This is a genomic window from Virgibacillus sp. AGTR, from assembly GCF_016919725.2.
In the GTDB taxonomy this organism is placed as follows: Bacteria; Bacillota; Bacilli; order Bacillales; family Amphibacillaceae; genus Virgibacillus; species Virgibacillus salarius.
Map to the genome: position 1 here is coordinate 1 of NZ_JAJERH010000047.1, position 21,369 is coordinate 21,369.

Here is a 21,369-nt window from a genome sequence, read left to right on the forward strand (position 1 = left end):
TGAGCGAATTTTGCTCAGGTTTTCTAATGAAAATGCTATCTACATTGATAAGCAAGTGGAAATGTAAACTAGGACCACTGTCAAGAGCATACGTTTAGATGGAACTACAAAAATACTAGCTTTTTAAGTACGTTTTTCCTTCTCTTTGCTCTACCTTGCCATTTTTCATTAATTTTCCTAAAGCTCGTTTGAAAGCAGCCTTACTAATATGAAAAGTTCCTCGTATATCATCTGGATCACTTTTATCACTGAAAGGTATAACTCCTCCATTAGCTTCTAGATGCTGTAAAATAGCTTCTGCATCTTCGTGCATACTTTCTTGCTTTAATGGGCGTAGAGATATGTTTAATGTACCATCTGGTTTAACTTCAATGACTCGGCCATTTACTTGCTGACCAAGACGAGGTTCTTTCCTTCTTTCACTGTGATGAATAAAACCACGATAAAAATCACCCGTGATTAGAGCAGATCCTTCTCTACTAGTACGATATACTGTTCCTTCAATCATTGTATTTAAGAGGGAATCAGGCGCTAATTCCAATTCTCTAGCAATAACCCCTTCGCTAGCAGGAAGAGCAAGCAATCTCCCTTTTTGATCCTTACCTAAGGTAACAAAAAGCCTATCTCCAATTTGTGGCCATACCTGATCAAATAAGGGAAGGTCATCTTTAGATACAAGAATATCTTTTGTTGTACCAATGTCTACAAATACGCCAAGATTTGGAATAACATTTTTGACCTCTGCCCAATCGTATATATCCATTTTTATATGTGGAAGCTTTGTTGTAGCTACAACCTTTCCTTTCTTGTCCATATAGATAAATACGTCCACTTCTTGATTGGGTTCTAATATGGTATTGGTTTCGTTGTGATGTAATAGAAATTCATTCATTTCAAAGGTTAATACATATCCTGTTTCAATGGTCCGATCTACTGTCATCGTTTGAATGGTACCAACTAATTGATTCATTATGTAACCTACTTTCATTTGTATGTATATTGGAAAAGGGGCACTCACTTTTAAGAGTACCCCTTTAATACTAAAGTAACACATAAGTTTTATTTTTATTTATCCCCAAAATAATCTTCGGGTGGGAAATTCTTTGATATCAGATGTTGTTTAGCTTATACTTAAGCATTTCTAAGAAATATGCAACATAACATAATAATGTTATTCACTTTGGAAATCGTCTAAATAGATTTCCGTGTAGAATTTCACGTTAACCGCGGTAAAACTTCCACTGGATGTTCTCTAACTTAAGCAACGTAAGCCCTACCTGCTCTTACGTCCTTGCGACCCCTTAGTCGCGCCAGTGTGAATAAGCATCTTCAAAAACATTGTAGAATGCCAGATCACTTATCTGTTACTCCATTTTGCTAACTCTATCATAATCTCATAAAATTATTGGGTTGTCAAGTAAGATGGAGTTGTAATGTTTGATAAGGGAATGAATGTTTCTAAAGGTTGTATGAAGGGTATTTAGCTAACACGTATAAAACGAAAGGATGAGAAGATGCTACGTATGCTTTTAATGATTATTGGAGCGATTGTTGTTATTGGTTGGATAATCTCATTATTCTAAATAAAATATGTTAATAAGTTAACTCGAAATACTTCCTTTTAAAATATATTAGGAGAGTAATTTCGAGTTTTTATATGGAAAAGGAGATGGCTAAATGGATATGCAATACTGCCAGTAAATGTCCGATTGGTTTAAGGGCCTTTAGGTCATACCCTTGTGGTACTAATCATCCGTGGTGATAAACAAACTCCCCCACGGATTGAAGTTTCACTTTATATGGCTTGATACGTTGGAAGCATTCTTCACATCATAAAGAACAGATTGTTCTCTAAGTTTTAGGGGTGATAGCTCTAAGCTATTTGTTGAGAATTTGAATAAGGAGAGTCCCCAGTAAACTCATGCAAAAAAGTAAACTGCTAAGCTCCATTCTTTTCAGCTTAAGCAGTTTACTAGATATTAGTATATTCACATTTTATTTGATAGGGTACAGTTCAACTTGTGTTTTCCGTAACCTAATGTATTAAGCTAGTTATTCCAAGGGCAATTAATAAAAGTGGTGGAAGAAAAGTCATACGCTGTAATTGTCTGCTCTTCGCTAACCATATCCCTGCTTTTAATCCACAGAATAAAAATGTACCACTCATAATTGCAATTAAACCGGCTGTTAAAAATGCTCCATAACCTAACATAGAGGCACCAATTCCAGCACCAAATGCATCAAGTGCTAATGCAGAACCTAGCAGGATTGCCTCCATTGGAGAAATAACGCCAGAATGATCCAAATCAGCCTTACCAGGGGTAGATAGAACGGTCGATAAGATATTTTGATTTGTATCTGTCTCTTCCAGCTCTTTTCTGGGAACGATGCAATTAAATAATGCAAAGCTACCTAGTATAATTAGTATGCTTCCACCAAGCATACTAGCAATATTCGGGGAAAGAATGGAGGTCAACATATTTCCAATCGTCATGGATAGCAAAACGATAATTCCTGAACATAGCATGATAATAATTAACGCATTTAGTGGTACACGAATATTTCGCATGCCATAAGTTATCCCTACACCAAATCCATCTAAGCTAACTGCAATAACTAAAAAAATTAAACCAGTATAAAAAAGCATAGCACCAATTCCTTTATCTATTTCTAAGGTATTGTATGGTTATTTTATAATTGTTGTGCGTATCCAACTTTTTAAAGTGATGTAATAAAGGAGGCCCAAGAGTGTGACGATAAAAATGGGGAAGTCTAAAATTTTGATTAACTACTCCGATCTGAAACGCAGGTTGAAATATGATAAAATAATGGATAGGTCTTTTTAGAAAGGAATTTAAAGATGAGTAAAATAGTTGTATTAGCAGAAAAGCCTTCCGTAGGGCGAGATATTGCCCGCGTATTACATTGTCATAAAAAAGGCAATGGTTTTATAGAAGGTTCCAAATATATCGTAACGTGGGCTCTCGGCCACTTAGTTACATTAGCGGATCCAGAAGTGTATGATAATAAATACAAAACGTGGAAGCTTGAAGATTTGCCCATGTTACCTGTCCATCTAAAACTAGCTGTTATTAAGAAGACAGGAAAACAATTTCAAGCTGTAAAGGCACAGCTTCAGCGTAAAGATGTGAAGGAAATTGTCATTGCTACTGATGCTGGAAGAGAGGGAGAGCTTGTTGCCCGCTGGATATTGGAGAAAGCACGTGTTCAAAAACCACTAAAGCGTTTATGGATTTCTTCTGTAACGGATAAAGCAATCCGTGATGGATTCAATCGATTAAAATCAGGCAAAGAATTTGAGAATTTATATGCTTCAGCGGTCGCACGATCTGAAGCAGATTGGTATGTTGGATTAAATGCAACAAGAGCATTAACAACTAGATTTAATGCGCAATTATCAACGGGAAGAGTGCAAACCCCAACACTTGCAATGATTGCTGCACGAGAAGCTGAAATTAAATCATTTAAACCGAAGAAATTTTATGGCTTAGCTGCGAAAACGAAACGAGGCTTTTCGTTAACATGGCAAGACAAAAAGAATAATAAGCGTATCTTTTCAAAAGAAGCGGCTGAAGCTTTACAAAAAAAGGTGCAAAACAAGCCGTTAACAATTACACATATTGATAAGCAATATAAAAAGAAATCAGCTCCACAGCTTTATGATTTAACGGAACTACAGCGTGATGCAAATCGTATCTTTAATTTCTCAGGAAAACAGACTTTATCAATTATGCAGAAATTATATGAGCAGCATAAAGTCTTAACGTATCCAAGAACGGATTCTCGTGTACTTTCATCTGATATTATTTCGACTTTAAAGGACCGTGTTAAAGCTTGTGGTGTCGATCAATACGCTCGTACTGCGAATAAAATTCTTAGGAAAGATTTAAAGCTATCTAAGTCTGTCGTAGATAATGCAAAGGTATCCGACCACCATGCGATTATTCCAACTGAACAATCAGTAGTTCTTGAAGATTTAAATGATAAAGAACGGAAGATTTATGATTTGGTTGTAAAACGATTTTTAGCTGTTTTGTCTGACCCGTACGAATTTGAACAAACAACCGTGCTTGCTGAAACAGAAGGAGAACAGTTTACAGCAAACGGAAAAATTATCAAAAAACAAGGCTGGAAAGAAGTATACCATAACCGTTATGATGACGGAGAATCGGCGGATGATCAACAGTTACCTGCTTTAGAAAATGGCCAGACACTTACGGTTAGTACCTATACCATTACGGCAGGGGAAACGAAGCCACCAGAGCGTTTTACAGAGGGGTCCCTACTACAAGCAATGGAAAACCCAGTACGTTATTTAGGTACAACGAATAAAAAACATGCAAGCACTTTAAATAAAACAGGTGGCATTGGCACGGTAGCTACCAGAGCTGATATTATTGAAAAATTATTTAATAATATGTATATGGAAATGAAAGGGAAATATATATTTATCACTTCAACTGGTAAACAATTACTCGATTTAGTACCAGAGGAATTGCGTTCACCGGCATTAACGGCTGAATGGGAAGATAAACTAACACAAATTGCTGAGGGTAAATTGAATAAAAAGCAATTCATATCTGAGATTAAAGGATACACGAAACAGGTAGTTCAGGAAATTAAAACAAGTAAAGAAACATTCAAGCATGATAATATGACAGGAACAAAATGTCCAGAATGTGGAAAATTAATGCTGGAAATAACAAATAAAAAAGGTAGAATGCTTGTTTGCCAGGATCGTTCCTGTGGCCATAAAAAAAATATAGCAAAACAAACCAATGCACGTTGTCCAAATTGTCATAAGCGTCTCGAATTACGAGGTGAAGGTGACGGACAAATATTTATCTGTAAGTGTGGTCATCGTGAAAAACTGGCTACATTTAATGCACGAAAACAAAAAGAGAAGAAACATAACGTTTCCCGTAAAGAAGTTAATAAATATTTGAAAAAGCAAGAGGATGGTTTTAGTAATAATGCGCTTGCTGAACAACTTGCAAAGTTAAAAAATAAATAATCACCAAAAAGCGTGCCAGAATAGATCTGACACGTTTTTTGGTTTAATAACTTGTTTCTTCAACAACGTTATGGAATCTATCTAAGATCGTTACTTTACTTGGACTATTCTCCTGTGCCATTTCTACCGCCACTGCAATTGCTTCATCTTTTGCATCATATAACTCCTCAGGTGCTACATTTTCTAACTTCACAAACCATCCTGTTGCATCGACATTTGGTATTACGGTATATGATTTCATCTGTAAAAACTCCTTTCCTTTACTTAAAAAAATTTTATTACACATATAACAGGCAGTAATACCCCCATTTCAAGCAATAAAATAGGTGGGCTATCGACTACCAGTAAATGTCTATGGGTTCAAAGCCCTTTAGGTCATACCCTAGTGGTACGAACAATCACTGTGGGATAAATAAAACCTCCAACTGATCGAAGTTTCACTTTATTTATAATTATGTAATTCCCAGTTATTTTATAATTAAAACGAAATTGGCAATGAATACATATTTATAAATTTTCATAATATAATATACATTGTCGAATTTTTTTTGTATACTTCTGATATGCCGAATTTTATCGAAAAATGAAACAGAGGGGGCATGGGAATGACAAATGTTCTAAAAGAACAAATAAGAGAAATCCAAGATGATGTTATTAGAATACGACGTTATTTACACCAGAATCCTGAATTGAGTAATCATGAAGCGGCAACCTCCCGTTTTATTCAAGAGAAACTAACTGAATACGGCATAGCTTTTCAAACGGGTTATGCTAAACATGGCGTATTAGGAATTATTAAAGGAACACAACCTGGTAAAGTCGTAGCGCTACGTGCAGATATGGATGCTTTACCAATACAGGAGCTAAATGATCATCCTTTCACATCCAATTATGCAAATGTTATGCATGCGTGTGGTCATGACGCACATACGGCAATGCTGTTGGGAGCAGGTCATGTTCTTCAACAAATGCGTGAACAGTTAAAAGGAACAATTCTATTAGTTTTTCAACCTGCTGAAGAGGATTCACCTATTGGAGGATCTAAAGTAATGCTTGATGATGGAGTATTTGCTGAGTATACTCCAGATGTTATTTATGGACAGCATGTATGGCCAGACTTACCAGTCGGACAATTTGGTATTCGTGATAAAGAAATGATGGGTGCCTCGGATCGATTTGAAATTACACTAAGTGGTAAAGGTGGGCATGCGAGTATGCCACATCAAACAAATGATGTCATGGTAGCGGCTGGACATCTTATTACTAGCTTGCAAACAATTGTAAGCAGAAGCTTAGACCCATTAGAAGCATCTGTCGTGACAATTGGAACAATTCATGGTGGTGAAGCAGCAAACATTATTCCAAACCAAGTGACATTAGAAGGGTCGATTCGCACCTATTCACCAATAATTCGTAAACGATTAAAGGAACGTTTTTTTACCATTACGAATCAAGTAGCACAAGTTTTTGAGGCAAAAGCTGCTATCACTTATTTAGATGGATACCCGGCAACCATTAATACGCCAAAATGGGCTAATGTTGCCAGGCTAGCTGCACAGAAAATAAATGGAGAAACACCAAATGTAAGCCCTTCCTTAGCAGGCGAAGACTTCAGTAGATTTTTAGAGAATTATCCGGGGGCATTTATTTGGCTTGGTACCCAGATTGATATTCCTGAGGAACAGGCTCCACTACATGATGCGCATTTTAAGTTAAATGAACGAGCATTGCCAATCGGTACGTCACTTTTAGTGCAAGTTGCTATAGATACATTAGAAAAATTAGCAAAGGAAGAGAATGAATGATTGATTTCTTAAATAAATTAAACCCACAACTTATTGCTTGGCGCCGTGATTTTCACAACTACCCAGAATTGGGTTTTATGGAATATGTGACAACCTATAAATTAGGAAAGGAACTAAACAGGCTTGGCTTTATGGTTCATTTAGGTGAAGATGTGATGAAAAAGGAAGTGCGTTTGGGTCTACCTCCTAAAGAGCAAATGGATATGTATGAGGAAAGAGCAACAGACAATGGCGTTGATGAATACTGGCTTTCTACTATGCAAGGTGGAATGACGGGGGTCATTGCTACTTGGGATACGGGTAAATCAGGTGATCATATGGCTTTTCGCTTTGATATTGATGCTCTTCCAATTGAAGAAACGAATGAAAAAAAGCATTTTCCGGCTCAACATAACTTCGCATCAGCAAATAAGCAAGTGATGCATGCATGTGGCCATGATGGCCATATGACAATCGGGCTTGGGTTAGCCTCATTTATTTCTAGCTATCATGCACAACTTAGCGGAAAATTCACATTGATCTTTCAACCTGCTGAGGAAGGTGGCCGCGGTGCGAAAGCAATTACAGAAAATGGTTGGTTGGACGATGTAGATTATTTCTATTCGGGACATATCGGAATAGAGTCCTTGCCAATCGGTACCATCGCAGCTACAGTGGATGGTTTTCTTGCTTCGTCAAAATTGAACATTAACTTTAAAGGGACAGCCTCTCACGCAGGAATGAAGCCAGAGCTTGGCAAAAACGCACTTTTAGCGGCAACAACTGCTGTAGCAAACCTGTACGCTATTCCTCGGCATAGCAATGGAATTACGAGAATTAATGTAGGGAAGATGGTTGCTGGTAGTGGTAGGAATATTATTCCTGACAGTGCTTATTTAGAAGTAGAGACACGGGGAGAGACAGAGGACATTAATCAATATGTACGCTCCGAGGCCATGCGAATCGTTGAGGCAGCAGCAATAATGCAGAATGTTACTTATGAAATAGAAGCGGTCGGTCAAACAGAAGAAATCAATTGTAGTAAGTCACTTGCTTCTGCCATTATTAATGCTTGTAACAATAGTAGCTACGTAAAGAAAGTAATTCCTGTAGCGAAGGTGGCTGGATCTGAAGATGCGAGTTTTATGATTAATCGAGTTCAGGCAAGTGGTGGTAAAGCAACATATATGTTATTTGGAACAGCTTTAGACCATCCTCATCATCATCAAGCCTTTGATTTCCAAGAAGAAGTGTTAATAGTTGCCGTAGAAGCTTTGGCAAATATTGTTTTAAAAGGCAACGACTAAATACGTGTAAACGTACAAGAGAAAGGACGAAGTGTATGGCAGTAAAGGAAAAAAATTCAATAGCTACTCAATTATTAAATGGAATTGAACGGGTTGGCAATAAATTACCTGATCCCTTTATGCTTTTTATTAGTTTAGCTGGAATTATAATTTTATTATCCTGGATCATTTCATTATTTGACATTACCTATACACAGCCAGTTGATGGACAAGAGGTTGCTATTAAAAGCTTAATTTCTAAAGAAGGTCTTGAATTTATTCTAACCTCTATGCTAGATAATTTTGTGGGATTTGCTCCTTTAGGGCTCGTGTTAGCAATGATGCTAGGGATTGGTTTAGCAGATAAAGTTGGACTATTGGAAATTGGCATAAAAAGTACTATTTTGAAGGCACCAACTTCATTAGTAACATATGCAGTGATTTTTACAGGGATTTTAGGGAATATTGCTTCAGATGCAGCTTTTGTTATTGTACCGCCATTAGCTGCGATGGTGTTTTATAATATTGGTCGCCATCCTTTAGCTGGATTAGCGGCAGGTTTTGCAGGTGTTGGTTCTGGTTTTACAGCAAATTTTATGATTAATGGTACAGATGTATTGCTCTCTGGTATTTCAACAGAAGTAATGAAGACACTCGATGAAAATGTGATTGTAACGCCAGTAGATAATTGGTATTTTATGATTGTATCCGTAGTGGTTCTTTCTATAGTAGGTGCTCTCGTTACAGAGAAAATTGTAGAGCCACGTCTAGGTAAGTATGAGGGAAATGTAAAGAAAGAATTTGAAGCGGTGAAACCGATTGAGATAAAAGCACTAAAAAATGCGGTAATCGCAAGTAGTGTATATATTGCTCTAATATTAATTGTATTATTTATACCAAATTCTCCTCTACGTAGTGCGGAGGGGAAAATTGTACCTTCGCCATTTCTAGATGGAATTGTTCCACTAATTTTAATATTATTTATTATTGCTGGTATTACATACGGGGTTACTATTAAAAAGATTACTAGTTCTCGTGATGTAGGTAAATATATGGGAGAAGCTATGAAAGATATGTCTGGCTTCATTGTCCTTATTTTTGCTGCTTCTCAATTTATTGCATATTTTGATTGGTCCAATATCGGTTCATGGATCGCAGTAAGCGGAGCAAATTTCCTGGAATCTATTGGATTTACAGGTATAGCAGTTGTAATTGGATTTGTGCTATTAACAGCTGTGCTAAATCTATTCATTTTTAGTGGATCAGCACAATGGACATTGGAAGCACCAATCTTTTTAAAAATGTTTTATTATTTAGATTATCATCCCGCCTTTATCCAAGTTGCATATCGTATTGCTGATTCCTCTACAAATGTCATTACGCCAATGAATCCCTATATAATTATTGTTTTATCATTCATGCGGGATTATGATAAAAAGGCTGGAATTGGTACACTAATTGCATTAATGTTACCATACAGTATCTGCTTCTTACTTACATGGATCATTTTATTATTACTTTTTGTATTCCTCGGCATCCCATTTGGTCCAGGGATAGGTGTTTACTTGTAAATATAGTTGCTGATAAAAAATTTTCCAAGCTGTTTACTTGCAATGCGTATCACCTGTATCATTAAATAAGAAGTGGAAGCTTGTTTAAGGATATAAGGGAGGTTATAATAGATGGCATTTGTAATTCTAGATCCATGCCGAGGCGAAAAGTCAGGTGAATGTGTTAGCGTTTGCCCAGTTGATTGCATCGAAGAAGGTCCAGATCAATTTTATATTGATCCAGATATATGTATCGATTGTGGTGCATGTAAAGCTGTATGTCCAGTTGATGCAATAGAAGAGGAATATGACATATCGCCAGAACAAGAAGTCTTTCTGGAAAAAGCAGAAGAATTTTTTGCTAATAGATAGATTCGTACTTAAGAACGTGGTTGCTGTCTCTCAAGGGTATTTAGATACAAGTGTAAAGCGCTGTGGTTAAAATGGCAAAAGCCGAACGGAATGGAATTGCTCTCAGAAGTTAGATTTTTTTCACTCTAACTTCCGAGGGAGTACCATTTGAATCCGTTTGGCTTTAATTAAAATATCCTATTGCCAGTTATATGCGGGATAAAAGCTGGACTAATCTTCGATTTTCACCGCTAATTTACTTGCGATCCAGCGTTTTGCTGTCTCATCATCAACTTCATATATTTTTCCTGCACGTAATAAGTCACCATGGTATGCTGTTTGTACATTCATTTTTACTTTCATGTTTAAATTACTCCTTTTTCACATCCTATACTCAGTATACCATGAACAAATCATTTAAATTAACGCAATTGACTTATGAAATGTTTCATCACGAAGCCTATCCTCATATATGTCGATAGACTTTGCTAGAGATACACATTTACCTATTCCTAATTTTCTTTATTGCCTCGGCAATATTTGTTGTTGGACGTTGGCAGGAAAAGTTTTCACAAATATAAATCGTAGTTTCTTGGTTGATCTGGTTGTAGACGCTCGCAAAGTCGGCAATATTATTTGCCTGTTCACTCGTTTCCAGAGAGAGAACCGATACATCAGGTAAGAACATTTGCTGAAGCTGTTCGATGAAAGCTTGTTTTTTTGGATCGTCAGCTAACCCAATAATGACGACTTCTTTTGTTGGATGATCAAATAGCTGAACGGACTGTAGAAAGAATGGACTAGCAGAAGGTTGTGCATCGATATCCTCATAAAATGTATAGTGCATTTCTTCAGCATGATCAAGGAAATTTGTTTCCCCCGTTAAATATCCAATACGAATAAGCATAACAGCTGCAACACTATTACCAGAAGGTATCGCACCATCATATACTTCTTTATCTTTAGTGATTAATTTTTCGCTATCTTTACCAGTAAAGTACAAACCGCCGTTGTCATTATCCCAAAACAGTTCCAGCATTTGTTCTGCCAGTTGTTTGCTTTTATGCAAAAATGTAAGATCAAACGTGGCTTCATATAACTCTACATAGCCCCATAGTAAAAAGGCATAGTCATCAATATAACCTGGATACTTTGTTTCCCCAGCTCGATAACGTGCCATGAGCCGTTCATTGTGAAATAGATGATTCTCAATAAAACGTACTGCTCTTATTGCAGCGTTAATGTATTTTTGATTTTGAAAAATTTTACCAGCTTTGGCAAGACCGGCAATCATTAATCCATTCCAGCTAGTCAAAACTTTATCATCGACGTGAGGATAGGTTCGCTTTTGTCTTTCTGCAAAAAGCTTTTGTCTTGCTTCTTCTAATTTTTCCTCTAGCACTTTTTTAGGGAGATCCAGTTCGTTGGCTACTTGGTCAAAATGACCTTGAATAAGATTGGGAATATTTTTTCCTGCAAAATTACCATTTGGCGAAATGTCATAGATTCTTGTATAAATCTCCCCAAGGTCTTCATCTAAAATATTCATCACTTCTTGATAGCTCCATACATAATATTTCCCTTCAACCCCTTCTGAATCTGCATCAATAGCAGAATAAAATGCGCCTTTCTCATCCGTCATTTCTCTGAGAATAAAGGTAATGATTTCTTTACCAATTTTTTTATAAAAGGGACGTTGTGTAATTTGATAGCATTCCGCATATGCAATTAACAAAAGTGCATTATCATAGAGCATTTTTTCAAAATGAGGTACAAGCCATGCCTTATCTGTTGCATATCTCGAAAATCCAAAGCCAATGTGGTCATAAATTCCACCAGTAGCCATGCTTTGTAAGGAGCTTTCAGCAATCTTTAAAGCTGCCGTGTTTTTCGTTAAGTAAGCATGTCTCATTAAGAATATTAGGTTGTGTGGCATAGGAAATTTAGGTGCTTTACCAAATCCACCATACTCGAAGTCAAAGCTCTTACCTAATTGATGGTAAGCCTGATTAAGCTGCTCCTTAGAAATTCGATTATTTCCTTTAGAAGGATGACTCTTTTGGAGGGCTTGTTGTACACTTTTGGTAACTTCGATTATATGCTTTGGATCTTCTGTGAACTTTCGAGAAAGCTGTTGTAAGACATTGACAAATCCTGGAACTTCATATTTCTTGTGCTTTGGAAAATACGTACCAGCATAAAAAGGAATTTTGTCAGGAGTCATAAAAATGGATAATGGCCATCCCCCATGTCCAGTCATCATTTGGCAAACCTTCATATAAATGGAATCAATATCTGGTCGTTCCTCTCTGTCTACCTTTATAGCGATATAACGATCATTAAGTATTGATGCCACTTCCGCATCCTCAAAGGATTCGTGTGCCATAACATGACACCAGTGACAAGTACTATAACCAATGGAAAGAAATATTGGTTTATTTTGCTCTTTGGCTGCTGTAAAGGCTTCTTCAGTCCATGCATACCAATGAACTGGGTTGTCAGCATGCTGTAATAAATATGGAGATTTTTCATCAATTAATCGATTGGGCATTAAAACACATCCTTCCTATTCACACTATACACGAAAAATCATTTTTCCAAACAAGAATAGCATGGTGAAAGGAAATTTTTTTCCTGCATATAACTGGGCACTTCAAGTAAAAGTGAAATTAATATGGATAAGTGGGGATCAACTGCCAGTAAATGTCCGATTGGTTCAAAGGTCTTTAAGTCATACCCTTGTGGTACTAACCATCAGTGAGGAATAAACAGAACCCCCACGGATTGGATTGAAGTTTCACTTTATTTATGACATGGGACAACATGATGTATACATATGCTTGTTAACAGAGGCTTAAATAGTTATAAAAAGAAAAGAGGTGTTTTTCTTGTTTTATCATGTGAAAGAATTACAATATCATGCTAAACCTGATCGTCCAGATCCTGTTTTTGCGAAAAAATTACAAGAAATATTAGGAGGACAATTTGGCGAGATTTCTGTCATGATGCAATATCTTTTTCAAGGATGGAATACAAGAGGTAATGGAAAGTATAAAGATTTATTGATGGATACAGGGACTGAAGAAATTGCCCATGTTGAAATGATTGCAACGATGATTGCAAGGTTGTTAGATGGTGCACCTGATGTAGAGGTGGAAGATGCTATAAAGGACCCAGTCATCGCAGCGATCATTGGGGGGTCCAACCCTCAGCAAGCAATAGTTTCGGGATTAGGCGCTATGCCAGTGGATAGTGTTGGAAATCGTTGGACGGCTAGCTACATTGCTGCAAGTGGGAATTTGCTCGCAGATTTTAGAGCAAATTTAAATGCAGAATCACAAGGTCGTCTTCAAGTAGCACGTCTCTATGAAATGACGAATGATGCCGGTGTTCGTGACATGCTTTCTTGGCTACTGGCTCGTGATACGATGCATCAGAATCAATGGTATGCAGCCATATGTGAATTAGAAGAAAAAGAAAACATCGTCGTACCGAGTACATTCCCAAGAGAATTAGAAAAGCAACAGGTCTCTTATACGTTGTTCAATCTGTCACAAGGTGATGCAAGTGCTGAGGGGCGTTGGGCATCTGGTCCAAGTATGGATGGTTATGGCACATTTAATTATGTTGATCGTCCAATTGCCTTTGGTTCTGTCCCACATTTAGATCCTGCTCCACCGTATATATATGACACTCCACTTTGGGCGCTTCGCCATTCAGATGATCCTCCAGAACCAAATTGGAAATAAATTATATCCCTTGCAACGTATGAGGGATTAGCTAGGCTAATATTTTATTTTAAGTTAAGAAAGTATAAAATCAGTGCAATGACTGCGTTAAGCCAAGTAGTTATTTTGAAATGTTTGATGGATATTGGCAATGCTCCGACGAATTACTTCGCTTTCCGCGGGCGCGGCCTCAACTAACTTTGCAAAGAAGAACACGTTGCAAAGTGGATTTTCGGCTCGCGCTAATCCCGCAGGAGTCTACGTAATTAGTCTCCGCTATGAGAAGGTGCAACAATTCTTGTCATAAGTAATAGGTTGACTTTTTTTCCAATGGGTAAAGTGAAAATCGTTATCCGTGATTATAAAAGCAGCTGTGTTACTTCATGCTAGCGTTGTAGAGCCTGATAATAACGAAGGCCAGCCACTTCAACTCCTGTGGGAAATGTTTGACCTGAAGATCCACTTTTTTGAGCGGGTTTTGCTAAAAAAGTTAGCTGAAGGGCAAACCCCACGGAAAGGGAAGTGGGCAGCCGGAGTGGTGGTCAAGCAGTAGCTATTATTCCATAATAGCTACTAGAGGGAGCGTAAATCTGAGCATTTAGTGATAAGGACTGAGCGAATTTCGCTCCGTTTTTCTTTTCTAGCAAACCTTTTAGTAGTTAAAGACATTATCAGGGTATTTTCTTGATCAATATGGTCTATTCAACATATAATTGGCAGTACAATAAGACCCTCACTTCAAGTAATAAAGTGAGATCAATATTGGTAAGTGGTGGGATAAACAAAATTCCCAACTGATTGAAGTCGCTTTATAAGGCTAACGTAGGAATAGGATACAAAAAAAGAATGCTACGGTATCCAATTAATCGCCAAAGCTGATCAGTGCCATGTCTTATTATGTCACGAAAGACTTTGATGAGTGAACAATGATTAAGTAAGATAATAGCAGAGTCTATCATTTCTATATTTAAAATAGAATAATCTTTTTATTAATATTGGAATATCATCGCCCAGTAAAGAAAAACACGTAGCTTTATTCAAGATTTCTTTTACCTCTCACTATAACTCTAAATGGAAAATAGTGAGCAAAATCATCTGTCGATGACTGATATGCTCCCCTTAAGGTAGACAGGTAAAAAATAAAATCCATTTTTATTATTTCCACTGTCTACTTGACAGGGAGCAGTTCAGACTTTACCAACTAATCTTCTTATGTTTATAACAGCTAATATTATTCATTCACACCGTAGCTAATTAAATTCGTAAATATTCTATAACCGCCTGGGACTTGGTTATCTATTTGTCGATAAAATACAAGATTTGTATACAAATAAGTCCCTTTGCCATATTCCGCCATTAAAATGCCGCTCGTAAATGGATCTTCATTTGGATCAGACATGCTAACAAAGGTTTCAAAGTTGCTGTCCCAGCTCATCGGGAAGTATAATCCTCTTTCCTGCACCCAGTTTTGCCAATCATTTTCTGTAATTGTATTAGGGTAATTAAATAACTTGTGCTCAGGCTTCAATATGTTCACAACAGCATTTTCATCCGTTACACGCCATTCGATAGATGGACTTCCGATTTTTAATTGGTAAGGTGCGCTATTTTGAGTGTCCCAGTTATCGCCCGGTTTGTGATATTGGACAACGAGGTGACCGCCATCTTCAACATATTGAAGCAAACGTTGATTATTGGTCACTAAGTCTGTTCGAGATAAATTCGCTCTTATACCTGTAATAATGGTATCAAATTGTGAAAGATCTCCGGATGATAGATCTTCTTCTTTTAACGTTGTAACATCAAATCCAGTCTCTATTAAATAATCGGCTACTTTATCAAAACCACTTTCAATATAGCCGATTTTTAAGTTGTCTGGTTTTAATAATTTAAAAGCTTCCGCGTTAATCATTGAAGGATATTGGTAATAGGAATCTTTTATATGATCATATTGAATTTCTTGTACCGCTGTTTGATAGGTTTTTCCACTTGAATTAACTTTTGCCTCAATAGATAGACTGCCTTCTTCTATTTTAGAAGGGGGAATTAGATTGAATGTCACCTCTTTTTCATCATATCGTTCTTCGAATGAAATGTTGCTCTGCTTTGGTTCACTATTCCATCCCTTAGGAAGATTTAATGAGACGCTACCTTTTCTTTTTCCAGAGCTATAATTTTTAACAGTGATCGTAACAGGTATTTTGTCTTGAACGTCAGCTGTATTTACCACTATATTTGTTGGATTCGTAGTGACACTAAGTTCTGGTAAAATGGCCAACGTTTCTGGAAGCTCTTCGATAGCTGTAGCTTTCGTACCTTTTCCATTCATTGAAACCTTTGTTTTGATAATAGGTTCCTCATAAGGTTGAAAATACCCTGCGTTTTTTGGTACTTCATAGTCAAAAATAATAGTTTTTGATTCATTTGGTTTTAATGACTTTATCTGCTTTGAATTTACGTTTACCCAATCTTTAGGTAGAAGTAGATCAGCATTTATTTTTTTGAGTGTTTTCTTTCCTTTGTTTGTAAGTTCCATTGTAATAGATGATTGCTCACCCTGTGTAACGATAGATGATGCTGCACGGGTTTTAATTTGTAAGTTTGAAGCTGTAAAAATAACTTTTTGTAACTGTTCCTTTTTAAGTTCGAGTTTATGAAGCAGATCACGCTTCATTGATGTATCAAATTCTGTACGTTTTGTTTTATTTATGATTCGTTCAACAGTTTTCAGTAATTGCTGTGACTTTACGAAAATGGATTCTCTGTTTGGATATTCTTGAATAATCGAATCTAAGTCGTTTTGTAATTTTTTTAAATGATTGCTTATATTCTTTTTAGATATTCGTTTTGCCCAATCATTAAAGTCATATGCTATCCCATCAAATAGTTCGGTATTGTTATCTTCTACAGATTTGATTAACTCTAAATGTATTTGCCGTGGTTCCGCTGGAATATCGTTTCCCATACCTTGGCTCTTGTGCATATATCGAGACGCTTCTCCTAATTGTGGATACGTCATTTCATATATAGGATCATAATCACCAATTTCAATGGAAGTAGATGCTGTATCTTTTGACGCAGCAGGTAGATACATTTTTTTAATCTGCCAAGTAGATAAACCATTTTCTAGTTGTTCTGGGTAAACATTAGGGTTTGCTGCATCTTCAAATGCTCTTTCAGTTAGAAGACTTATTGCTCGATGGTGTCCATGTTGACTATCAACATTTCGAAAAGAAGGCATAACAATATCTGGCTGTTGGGTTCGAATAAATCGAATGAGTCTTTCATAGGTTACATTCTCTCCCCATTTGTCTAGCGTTTCTTCTGGTGATTTAGAAAATCCAAAATCATAAATAGTGTCAGAAGTGGTCCTGCTTAAATGAAAAGCTTTTACATCAGTAATTTTTGCAGATTCGATCATTTCATTAGAGCGAATGATTCCAAGCGCATTGCCAAGTTCATCACCTATTTCGTTTTGTCCCCCTTCTCCACGGTTAGCAATTAAACTTGTCGTTTTAACACCTAAACCCCTAGATAAATAGGCGAGAAAATCACTTCGTTCATCGTCGGGGTGAGCACCTGTATTTAAAAAAGTAACGGTCGTGCTCAAAGGATGAACAACATTCCAAAGTTCTTTATCGTGCTGTTTATCTGTTTCTTTTGCACTCCCATTGATAGATGTTAGGCTGAATACTAATAGCAAAACAAGTAAATTAGCAATAATTCTTCTCATGTATGAAACCCCTTTCAAAAAATGGATTAAAACACACTGCCCTCCTTTAAAATAATGTAGGTTAGTAAATTTTACTAACTAACCTGATGTAAACTACAACAACAAGATAACATAATTTGAATTAATGTAAATATTCCAAAATATCTATTTATTTAAAATGAGTAGGGAAATAGTTGCAAAATTTTATTTTTCCCACATATAAATGGCAGTAAGACCTCAACTCAAGCAATAAAGTAAAAACTAATGTTGGAAAGTGTAGGATCAACTGCCAGTAAATGTCCGATTGGTTCAAAGGCCTTTAGGTCATACCCTTGTGGTACTAACAATCAGTGTAGGTTTAATATCCCCAACTGATTGAAGTTTTACTTTATATGAATTTTTTAATTATTTTATCTTTACAATGATAAGGCTTTCATTTATAATAATTAAAGTTGTTAGATTAGTAAGTAAACTTTACTAACTAAAATGCAAGGAATATCAGTATAAGGAGCTTATATAATGCACAAAGGTAATCCATCCTATATGAAGCAGATGAATCGAAGGCTAATAATCAATTACATTAAAGAAAATGAAACGGTAAGCCGTGCAACAATTTCAAAGCAACTCTCGTTAAGTAAACCGACAGTTTCTGCTGTAGTGGATCAGCTTTTAAAAGAGGGCTGGATTTTGGAAACTGGTAGTGGAGAAGCTTCTTCGAGTGGAGGAAGAAAACCAGTTAATTTAAAGTTTAATCCTCATAAAGCTTATATTATCGGAGTTGATATTGGTGGTACAAAGGTAGCGATAGGCATTACAGATTTAAATGGATCTATGATTTCCTTTAGCGAGTTTCCTACCCAAGTTTATTTAGAAAAAAATTTATTTGAGCAGATAAAAAAGCATGTGGAGGAACAAAAAGAGAAATTAAATATTGATAACTCAAAGATACTTGGTATGGGTGTAGGTATACCAGGAGTAGTACATGTAGAAAAAGGAATAGTAAAGGAAGCTCCTGCTTTAAGGTGGATTAATTTCCCTATAAAAAAGGAGTTAAACAGCAAATTTAATTTCCCCATTTATATTGATAATGACGTTAATATTAGTGTGTTAGGGGAACATTGGAAGGGTATTGGAAGTACTCGTTCAAATCTTATCTACATAGCAATCGGTACAGGGATCGGTAGTGGATTAATTATAAATAATCAATTATATCGAGGTAGTAATTATAGTGCTGGAGAGATTGGTTATATGGTTACTGATAAGGAACATGCGCAGCAATATTATCCAGTTTATGAAGGTTATGGATATTTAGAAAGCGTTTCTAGTGGTTCTTCTATAGGGAGTCAATTATCGAAAAAATTAAAGAAGACATTAACAGCAAAAGAAGCTTTTAAACTGTATGAAAAAAATAATAAACAAGCAGTAGAAATAATTGAAACTGCAATAGAAAATCTTGGGATTGGTATAGCGAATTATATCTCTTTATTTGATCCAGAAATGATTGTTTTAGGAGGTGGTGTAAGTGAATCGTATTCATTAATAATTAATAAGATGCAGCCTATTATTGATCGGTTCACACCTGAAAAATGTGATGTTGTAAAATCAATTCTTGGAAAAGAAGCAGGGGTTGTTGGGGCAGTTGCATTGTTTTTAAAGGAGCATGACAGCATGTTAACAATTAAGGGAGAGGGGTAATTTTAGTGCGTCTATTAAAACGAGGTTATTTATTTTTTTTAGTAGTAATAGTGATAGGTATCCTTTCTGGATGTCTTGCTGGTGGCTCTGAAGAGTCAGGAGGAAAGTCCAAAAACGAATCTGGTAGTGACCTAGAAGAAAAGGTAGTTGTTTATTCTCCTCATGGAAAAGATATATTAAGTGAATTTGAAGCACAGTTTGAAGAGGAATACGGAATTGAAATGGAATTCTTAGATATGGGATCACAGGAAATTCTGGATCGAGTAAGGTCTGAAAAGAATAATACCCAAGCAGATGTCTGGTGGGGAGCACCACAGGTGAATTTTGATCAGGCTAAGGATGAGGGATTACTTGCTGAGTATAAGCCTTCTTATGCAGATGCCTTGGATGAAATGTATCATGATGAAGACTGGACTTGGTCCGGAACCTCCATTACACCAGAAGTTATCTTATATAATTCGAAAGAAATCTCCGCAGAGGAAGCACCTAAAGATTGGGACGATTTACTTGATCCTAAATGGGAGGATGAACTCATTATTCGTTATCCATTAGCTTCTGGTACGATGCGGACAATTTACTCATCGATGATATACAGAACGTATAAAGATACGGAAAGCCCTGATGAAGGTTATGAATGGCTACGTAAGTTAGATGAAAATACAAAAGAATACTCCGCAAATCCGGAGATTATGTACAATCAGGTAGCTAAGGGCGTTGGGAATTTGTCGGTCTGGAATATGCCCGATACCGTTATGCTTGCTGAAGAGAAAGGCTACCCGTTTGACTATGTTATTCCAGAAAGCGGTACACCAGTTCTGACAGAGGGGATAGCAATCATAAAAGATGCACCGCATCCTAAAGCGGCTGAAGCATTTTACGAATTTGTGAATACAAAGGAAGCTGCTAAACTGCTTGCTGAGACATATTACAGAATTCCGACAAGAGAAGATGTAGAAGATTTACCGGAATGGATTACTGAAACGGAGATTAATCCGATGGAAATTGACTGGTCACTGTTTCAGGAAAAACAAAGTGAATGGATGGAGTATTGGGACAACAATATCAAAAATGCAGAAAAAGATTTAGCGAAGAATGATTGGAATAATGTCAAAGGGGGTTGTTGTGCATGTCAACAGTGAATTTATCTGCAATTACAAAGCAATTCGGTGATGTTACAGCAGTAGAAGAGTTGGACATCCTAATTAAGGAAGGGGAATTTTTTACATTTCTTGGTCCTAGTGGCTGTGGAAAGACAACAACGTTACGAATGATAGCGGGGTTCTATTATCCAACGAAAGGAAAAGTAACATTTAATGATAAAGATATGACTACTGTCCCCCCTGAAAAAAGAAATACAGGCATGGTTTTTCAAAACTATGCCTTGTTTCCCCATATGACAGTTTTTGAGAATGTTGCCTTTGGATTAAAGGTCAGAAAAATAACTAAATCTCAGACTAAAAAGCGTGTGGAGGACATACTCAAAAAAGTTAGACTTGATCAGTATATGGATCGGCAAGTAAGTCAACTGAGTGGGGGACAGCAGCAGCGTGTTGCATTGGCACGAGCTTTAGTCATCGAACCTGACATTCTTTTACTGGATGAACCATTAAGTAATCTAGATGCTAGATTACGAGATGAAATGAGAAATGAAATCCTACGTCTGCAAAGGGATTATGGCATAACAACAATCTATGTTACCCATGATCAGGCAGAAGCATTAACGATGAGTGATAGAATTGCAGTTTTTAACATGGGAAAATGTCAACAAGTAGGAACCCCTACAGAGATTTATAATCAGCCAGTTAATGATTTTGTAGCGGAGTTTATTGGTGAAACGAATTTAATACCTATAGCTTTTAAAGAGGAAAAAAATAATGAGAAAATTTATCACTGTGAACAATTGGATGCAGACATTCAAGTTCAGGCAACAGAGGTAAACATAGCCGAATACAACCGTAATGATCAGCTTTTAATGTCGATTCGTCCCGAATCCGTACAGATAGATAAAGCGTCACTAACAGGGGAAAACGTATTTAAAGGTGAAGTAATACTTGTACAATTTACAGGTGCCTCTGTACACACTTATATTAAGCTAAGTAGCGATGCAATTATTCGGGCAACGGATTTAAATGAAGGTCCAAGTACATATCTAACCAATGGATCAAAGGTAAATGTAAAGCTTCCCGCCGATCAAATAAGAGTGATCCCAAAGGCTAGGATGTGATGAA

16 protein-coding genes are annotated in these 21,369 nt (G+C 36.6%); 10 read left to right on the plus strand and 6 right to left on the minus strand.

Annotation, left to right across the window (positions count from 1 at the left end; translation table 11 throughout):
• Positions 1-115: 115 nt before the first annotated feature.
• Together JUJ52_RS15625 and ytaF are read right to left on the minus strand one after the other, a co-directional pair.
• Entirely contained in the window at positions 116-970 is an 855-nt protein-coding gene (locus tag JUJ52_RS15625) for a CvfB family protein (protein ID WP_205388847.1), read from the minus strand.
• 1,065 nt (positions 971-2,035) lie between these two features.
• Positions 2,036-2,647, minus strand: a complete 612-nt coding sequence (gene ytaF, locus JUJ52_RS15630; RefSeq protein ID WP_026680418.1) for a sporulation membrane protein YtaF — start codon at positions 2,645-2,647, stop codon at positions 2,036-2,038.
• Between the two features lie 213 nt (positions 2,648-2,860).
• Between ytaF and JUJ52_RS15635 the strand changes: the two genes are divergently transcribed.
• Entirely contained in the window at positions 2,861-5,035 is a 2,175-nt protein-coding gene (locus JUJ52_RS15635) for a DNA topoisomerase III (protein ID WP_166530201.1), read from the plus strand.
• Positions 5,036-5,078: 43 nt separating this feature from the next.
• Here the strand turns inward: JUJ52_RS15635 and JUJ52_RS15640 are convergent, their stop codons facing one another.
• Complete coding sequence (locus JUJ52_RS15640; RefSeq protein ID WP_121605729.1) at positions 5,079-5,276, minus strand: DUF2188 domain-containing protein; 198 nt, start codon at positions 5,274-5,276, stop codon at positions 5,079-5,081.
• Positions 5,277-5,640: 364 nt separating this feature from the next.
• Between JUJ52_RS15640 and JUJ52_RS15645 the strand changes: the two genes are divergently transcribed.
• The 4 genes from JUJ52_RS15645 to JUJ52_RS15660 all read left to right on the plus strand — a co-directional run bounded on the left by JUJ52_RS15645 (position 5,641) and on the right by JUJ52_RS15660 (position 10,027).
• Positions 5,641-6,840 (plus strand): M20 metallopeptidase family protein, encoded by a 1,200-nt coding sequence (locus JUJ52_RS15645; protein ID WP_026680415.1) that lies wholly within the window; start codon positions 5,641-5,643, stop codon positions 6,838-6,840.
• Positions 6,837-8,126: an amidohydrolase gene (locus tag JUJ52_RS15650; RefSeq protein ID WP_205388846.1), complete on the plus strand. Its 1,290-nt coding sequence runs from the start codon at positions 6,837-6,839 to the stop codon at positions 8,124-8,126. Before JUJ52_RS15645 ends, JUJ52_RS15650 begins: the two co-directional genes overlap by 4 nt.
• 35 nt (positions 8,127-8,161) lie before the next feature.
• A complete protein-coding gene (locus JUJ52_RS15655; RefSeq protein ID WP_121605728.1) occupies positions 8,162-9,676 on the plus strand; it encodes an AbgT family transporter in 1,515 nt (504 codons plus the stop codon).
• Between the two features lie 111 nt (positions 9,677-9,787).
• A complete protein-coding gene (locus JUJ52_RS15660; protein WP_026680412.1) occupies positions 9,788-10,027 on the plus strand; it encodes a ferredoxin family protein in 240 nt (79 codons plus the stop codon).
• A 210-nt stretch (positions 10,028-10,237) separates the two neighbouring features.
• Here JUJ52_RS15660 and JUJ52_RS23435 read toward each other — a convergent pair whose 3' ends face one another.
• Positions 10,238-10,369 carry a hypothetical protein gene (locus JUJ52_RS23435; RefSeq protein WP_255637716.1) on the minus strand — a complete coding sequence of 44 codons (132 nt, stop codon included), beginning with the start codon at positions 10,367-10,369 and terminating at the stop codon, positions 10,238-10,240.
• A 139-nt stretch (positions 10,370-10,508) separates the two neighbouring features.
• Positions 10,509-12,557: a thioredoxin domain-containing protein gene (locus JUJ52_RS15665; protein ID WP_205388845.1), complete on the minus strand. Its 2,049-nt coding sequence runs from the start codon at positions 12,555-12,557 to the stop codon at positions 10,509-10,511.
• 337 nt (positions 12,558-12,894) lie between these two features.
• Between JUJ52_RS15665 and JUJ52_RS15670 the strand changes: the two genes are divergently transcribed.
• Both JUJ52_RS15670 and JUJ52_RS15675 read left to right on the plus strand, forming a co-directional pair.
• Entirely contained in the window at positions 12,895-13,755 is an 861-nt protein-coding gene (locus tag JUJ52_RS15670) for a manganese catalase (RefSeq protein ID WP_205388843.1), read from the plus strand.
• Positions 13,756-14,089: 334 nt separating this feature from the next.
• Entirely contained in the window at positions 14,090-14,287 is a 198-nt protein-coding gene (locus JUJ52_RS15675) for a hypothetical protein (protein ID WP_121605725.1), read from the plus strand.
• A gap of 678 nt (positions 14,288-14,965) precedes the next feature.
• Here JUJ52_RS15675 and JUJ52_RS15680 read toward each other — a convergent pair.
• Entirely contained in the window at positions 14,966-17,467 is a 2,502-nt protein-coding gene (locus JUJ52_RS15680) for a PIG-L family deacetylase (protein ID WP_205388842.1), read from the minus strand.
• Positions 17,468-17,965: 498 nt separating this feature from the next.
• On the opposite strand from JUJ52_RS15680, the gene JUJ52_RS15685 reads away from it, so the two are divergent.
• Genes JUJ52_RS15685 through JUJ52_RS15695 form a run of 3 tightly spaced genes read left to right on the plus strand, consistent with a single transcriptional unit; the run spans position 17,966 to position 21,365 of the window.
• Positions 17,966-19,141 carry an ROK family transcriptional regulator gene (locus JUJ52_RS15685; RefSeq protein ID WP_026680407.1) on the plus strand — a complete coding sequence of 392 codons (1,176 nt, stop codon included), beginning with the start codon at positions 17,966-17,968 and terminating at the stop codon, positions 19,139-19,141.
• A 5-nt stretch (positions 19,142-19,146) separates the two neighbouring features.
• Entirely contained in the window at positions 19,147-20,280 is a 1,134-nt protein-coding gene (locus JUJ52_RS15690; protein WP_226983546.1) for an extracellular solute-binding protein, read from the plus strand.
• Complete coding sequence (locus JUJ52_RS15695) at positions 20,268-21,365, plus strand: ABC transporter ATP-binding protein (RefSeq protein ID WP_026680405.1); 1,098 nt, start codon at positions 20,268-20,270, stop codon at positions 21,363-21,365. The genes JUJ52_RS15690 and JUJ52_RS15695 overlap by 13 nt, the downstream gene beginning before the upstream one ends.
• Positions 21,366-21,369: the final 4 nt, after the last annotated feature.

What these genes read in the sequence shown, in the direction of transcription:
- JUJ52_RS15695 (WP_026680405.1), top strand. Translation starts at nt 20,268, where the DNA reads ATGTCAACAGTGAATTTATCTGCAATTACAAAGCAATTCGGTGATGTT.
- JUJ52_RS15660 (WP_026680412.1), top strand. Translation starts at nt 9,788, where the DNA reads ATGGCATTTGTAATTCTAGATCCATGCCGAGGCGAAAAGTCAGGTGAA.
- JUJ52_RS23435 (WP_255637716.1), bottom strand. Translation starts at nt 10,369, where the DNA reads ATGAAAGTAAAAATGAATGTACAAACAGCATACCATGGTGACTTATTA.
- JUJ52_RS15680 (WP_205388842.1), bottom strand. Translation starts at nt 17,467, where the DNA reads ATGAGAAGAATTATTGCTAATTTACTTGTTTTGCTATTAGTATTCAGC.
- ytaF (WP_026680418.1), bottom strand. Translation starts at nt 2,647, where the DNA reads ATGCTTTTTTATACTGGTTTAATTTTTTTAGTTATTGCAGTTAGCTTA.
- JUJ52_RS15685 (WP_026680407.1), top strand. Translation starts at nt 17,966, where the DNA reads ATGCACAAAGGTAATCCATCCTATATGAAGCAGATGAATCGAAGGCTA.
- JUJ52_RS15625 (WP_205388847.1), bottom strand. Translation starts at nt 970, where the DNA reads ATGAATCAATTAGTTGGTACCATTCAAACGATGACAGTAGATCGGACC.
- JUJ52_RS15640 (WP_121605729.1), bottom strand. Translation starts at nt 5,276, where the DNA reads ATGAAATCATATACCGTAATACCAAATGTCGATGCAACAGGATGGTTT.
- JUJ52_RS15635 (WP_166530201.1), top strand. Translation starts at nt 2,861, where the DNA reads ATGAGTAAAATAGTTGTATTAGCAGAAAAGCCTTCCGTAGGGCGAGAT.
- JUJ52_RS15665 (WP_205388845.1), bottom strand. Translation starts at nt 12,557, where the DNA reads ATGCCCAATCGATTAATTGATGAAAAATCTCCATATTTATTACAGCAT.
- JUJ52_RS15645 (WP_026680415.1), top strand. Translation starts at nt 5,641, where the DNA reads ATGACAAATGTTCTAAAAGAACAAATAAGAGAAATCCAAGATGATGTT.
- JUJ52_RS15655 (WP_121605728.1), top strand. Translation starts at nt 8,162, where the DNA reads ATGGCAGTAAAGGAAAAAAATTCAATAGCTACTCAATTATTAAATGGA.
- JUJ52_RS15650 (WP_205388846.1), top strand. Translation starts at nt 6,837, where the DNA reads ATGATTGATTTCTTAAATAAATTAAACCCACAACTTATTGCTTGGCGC.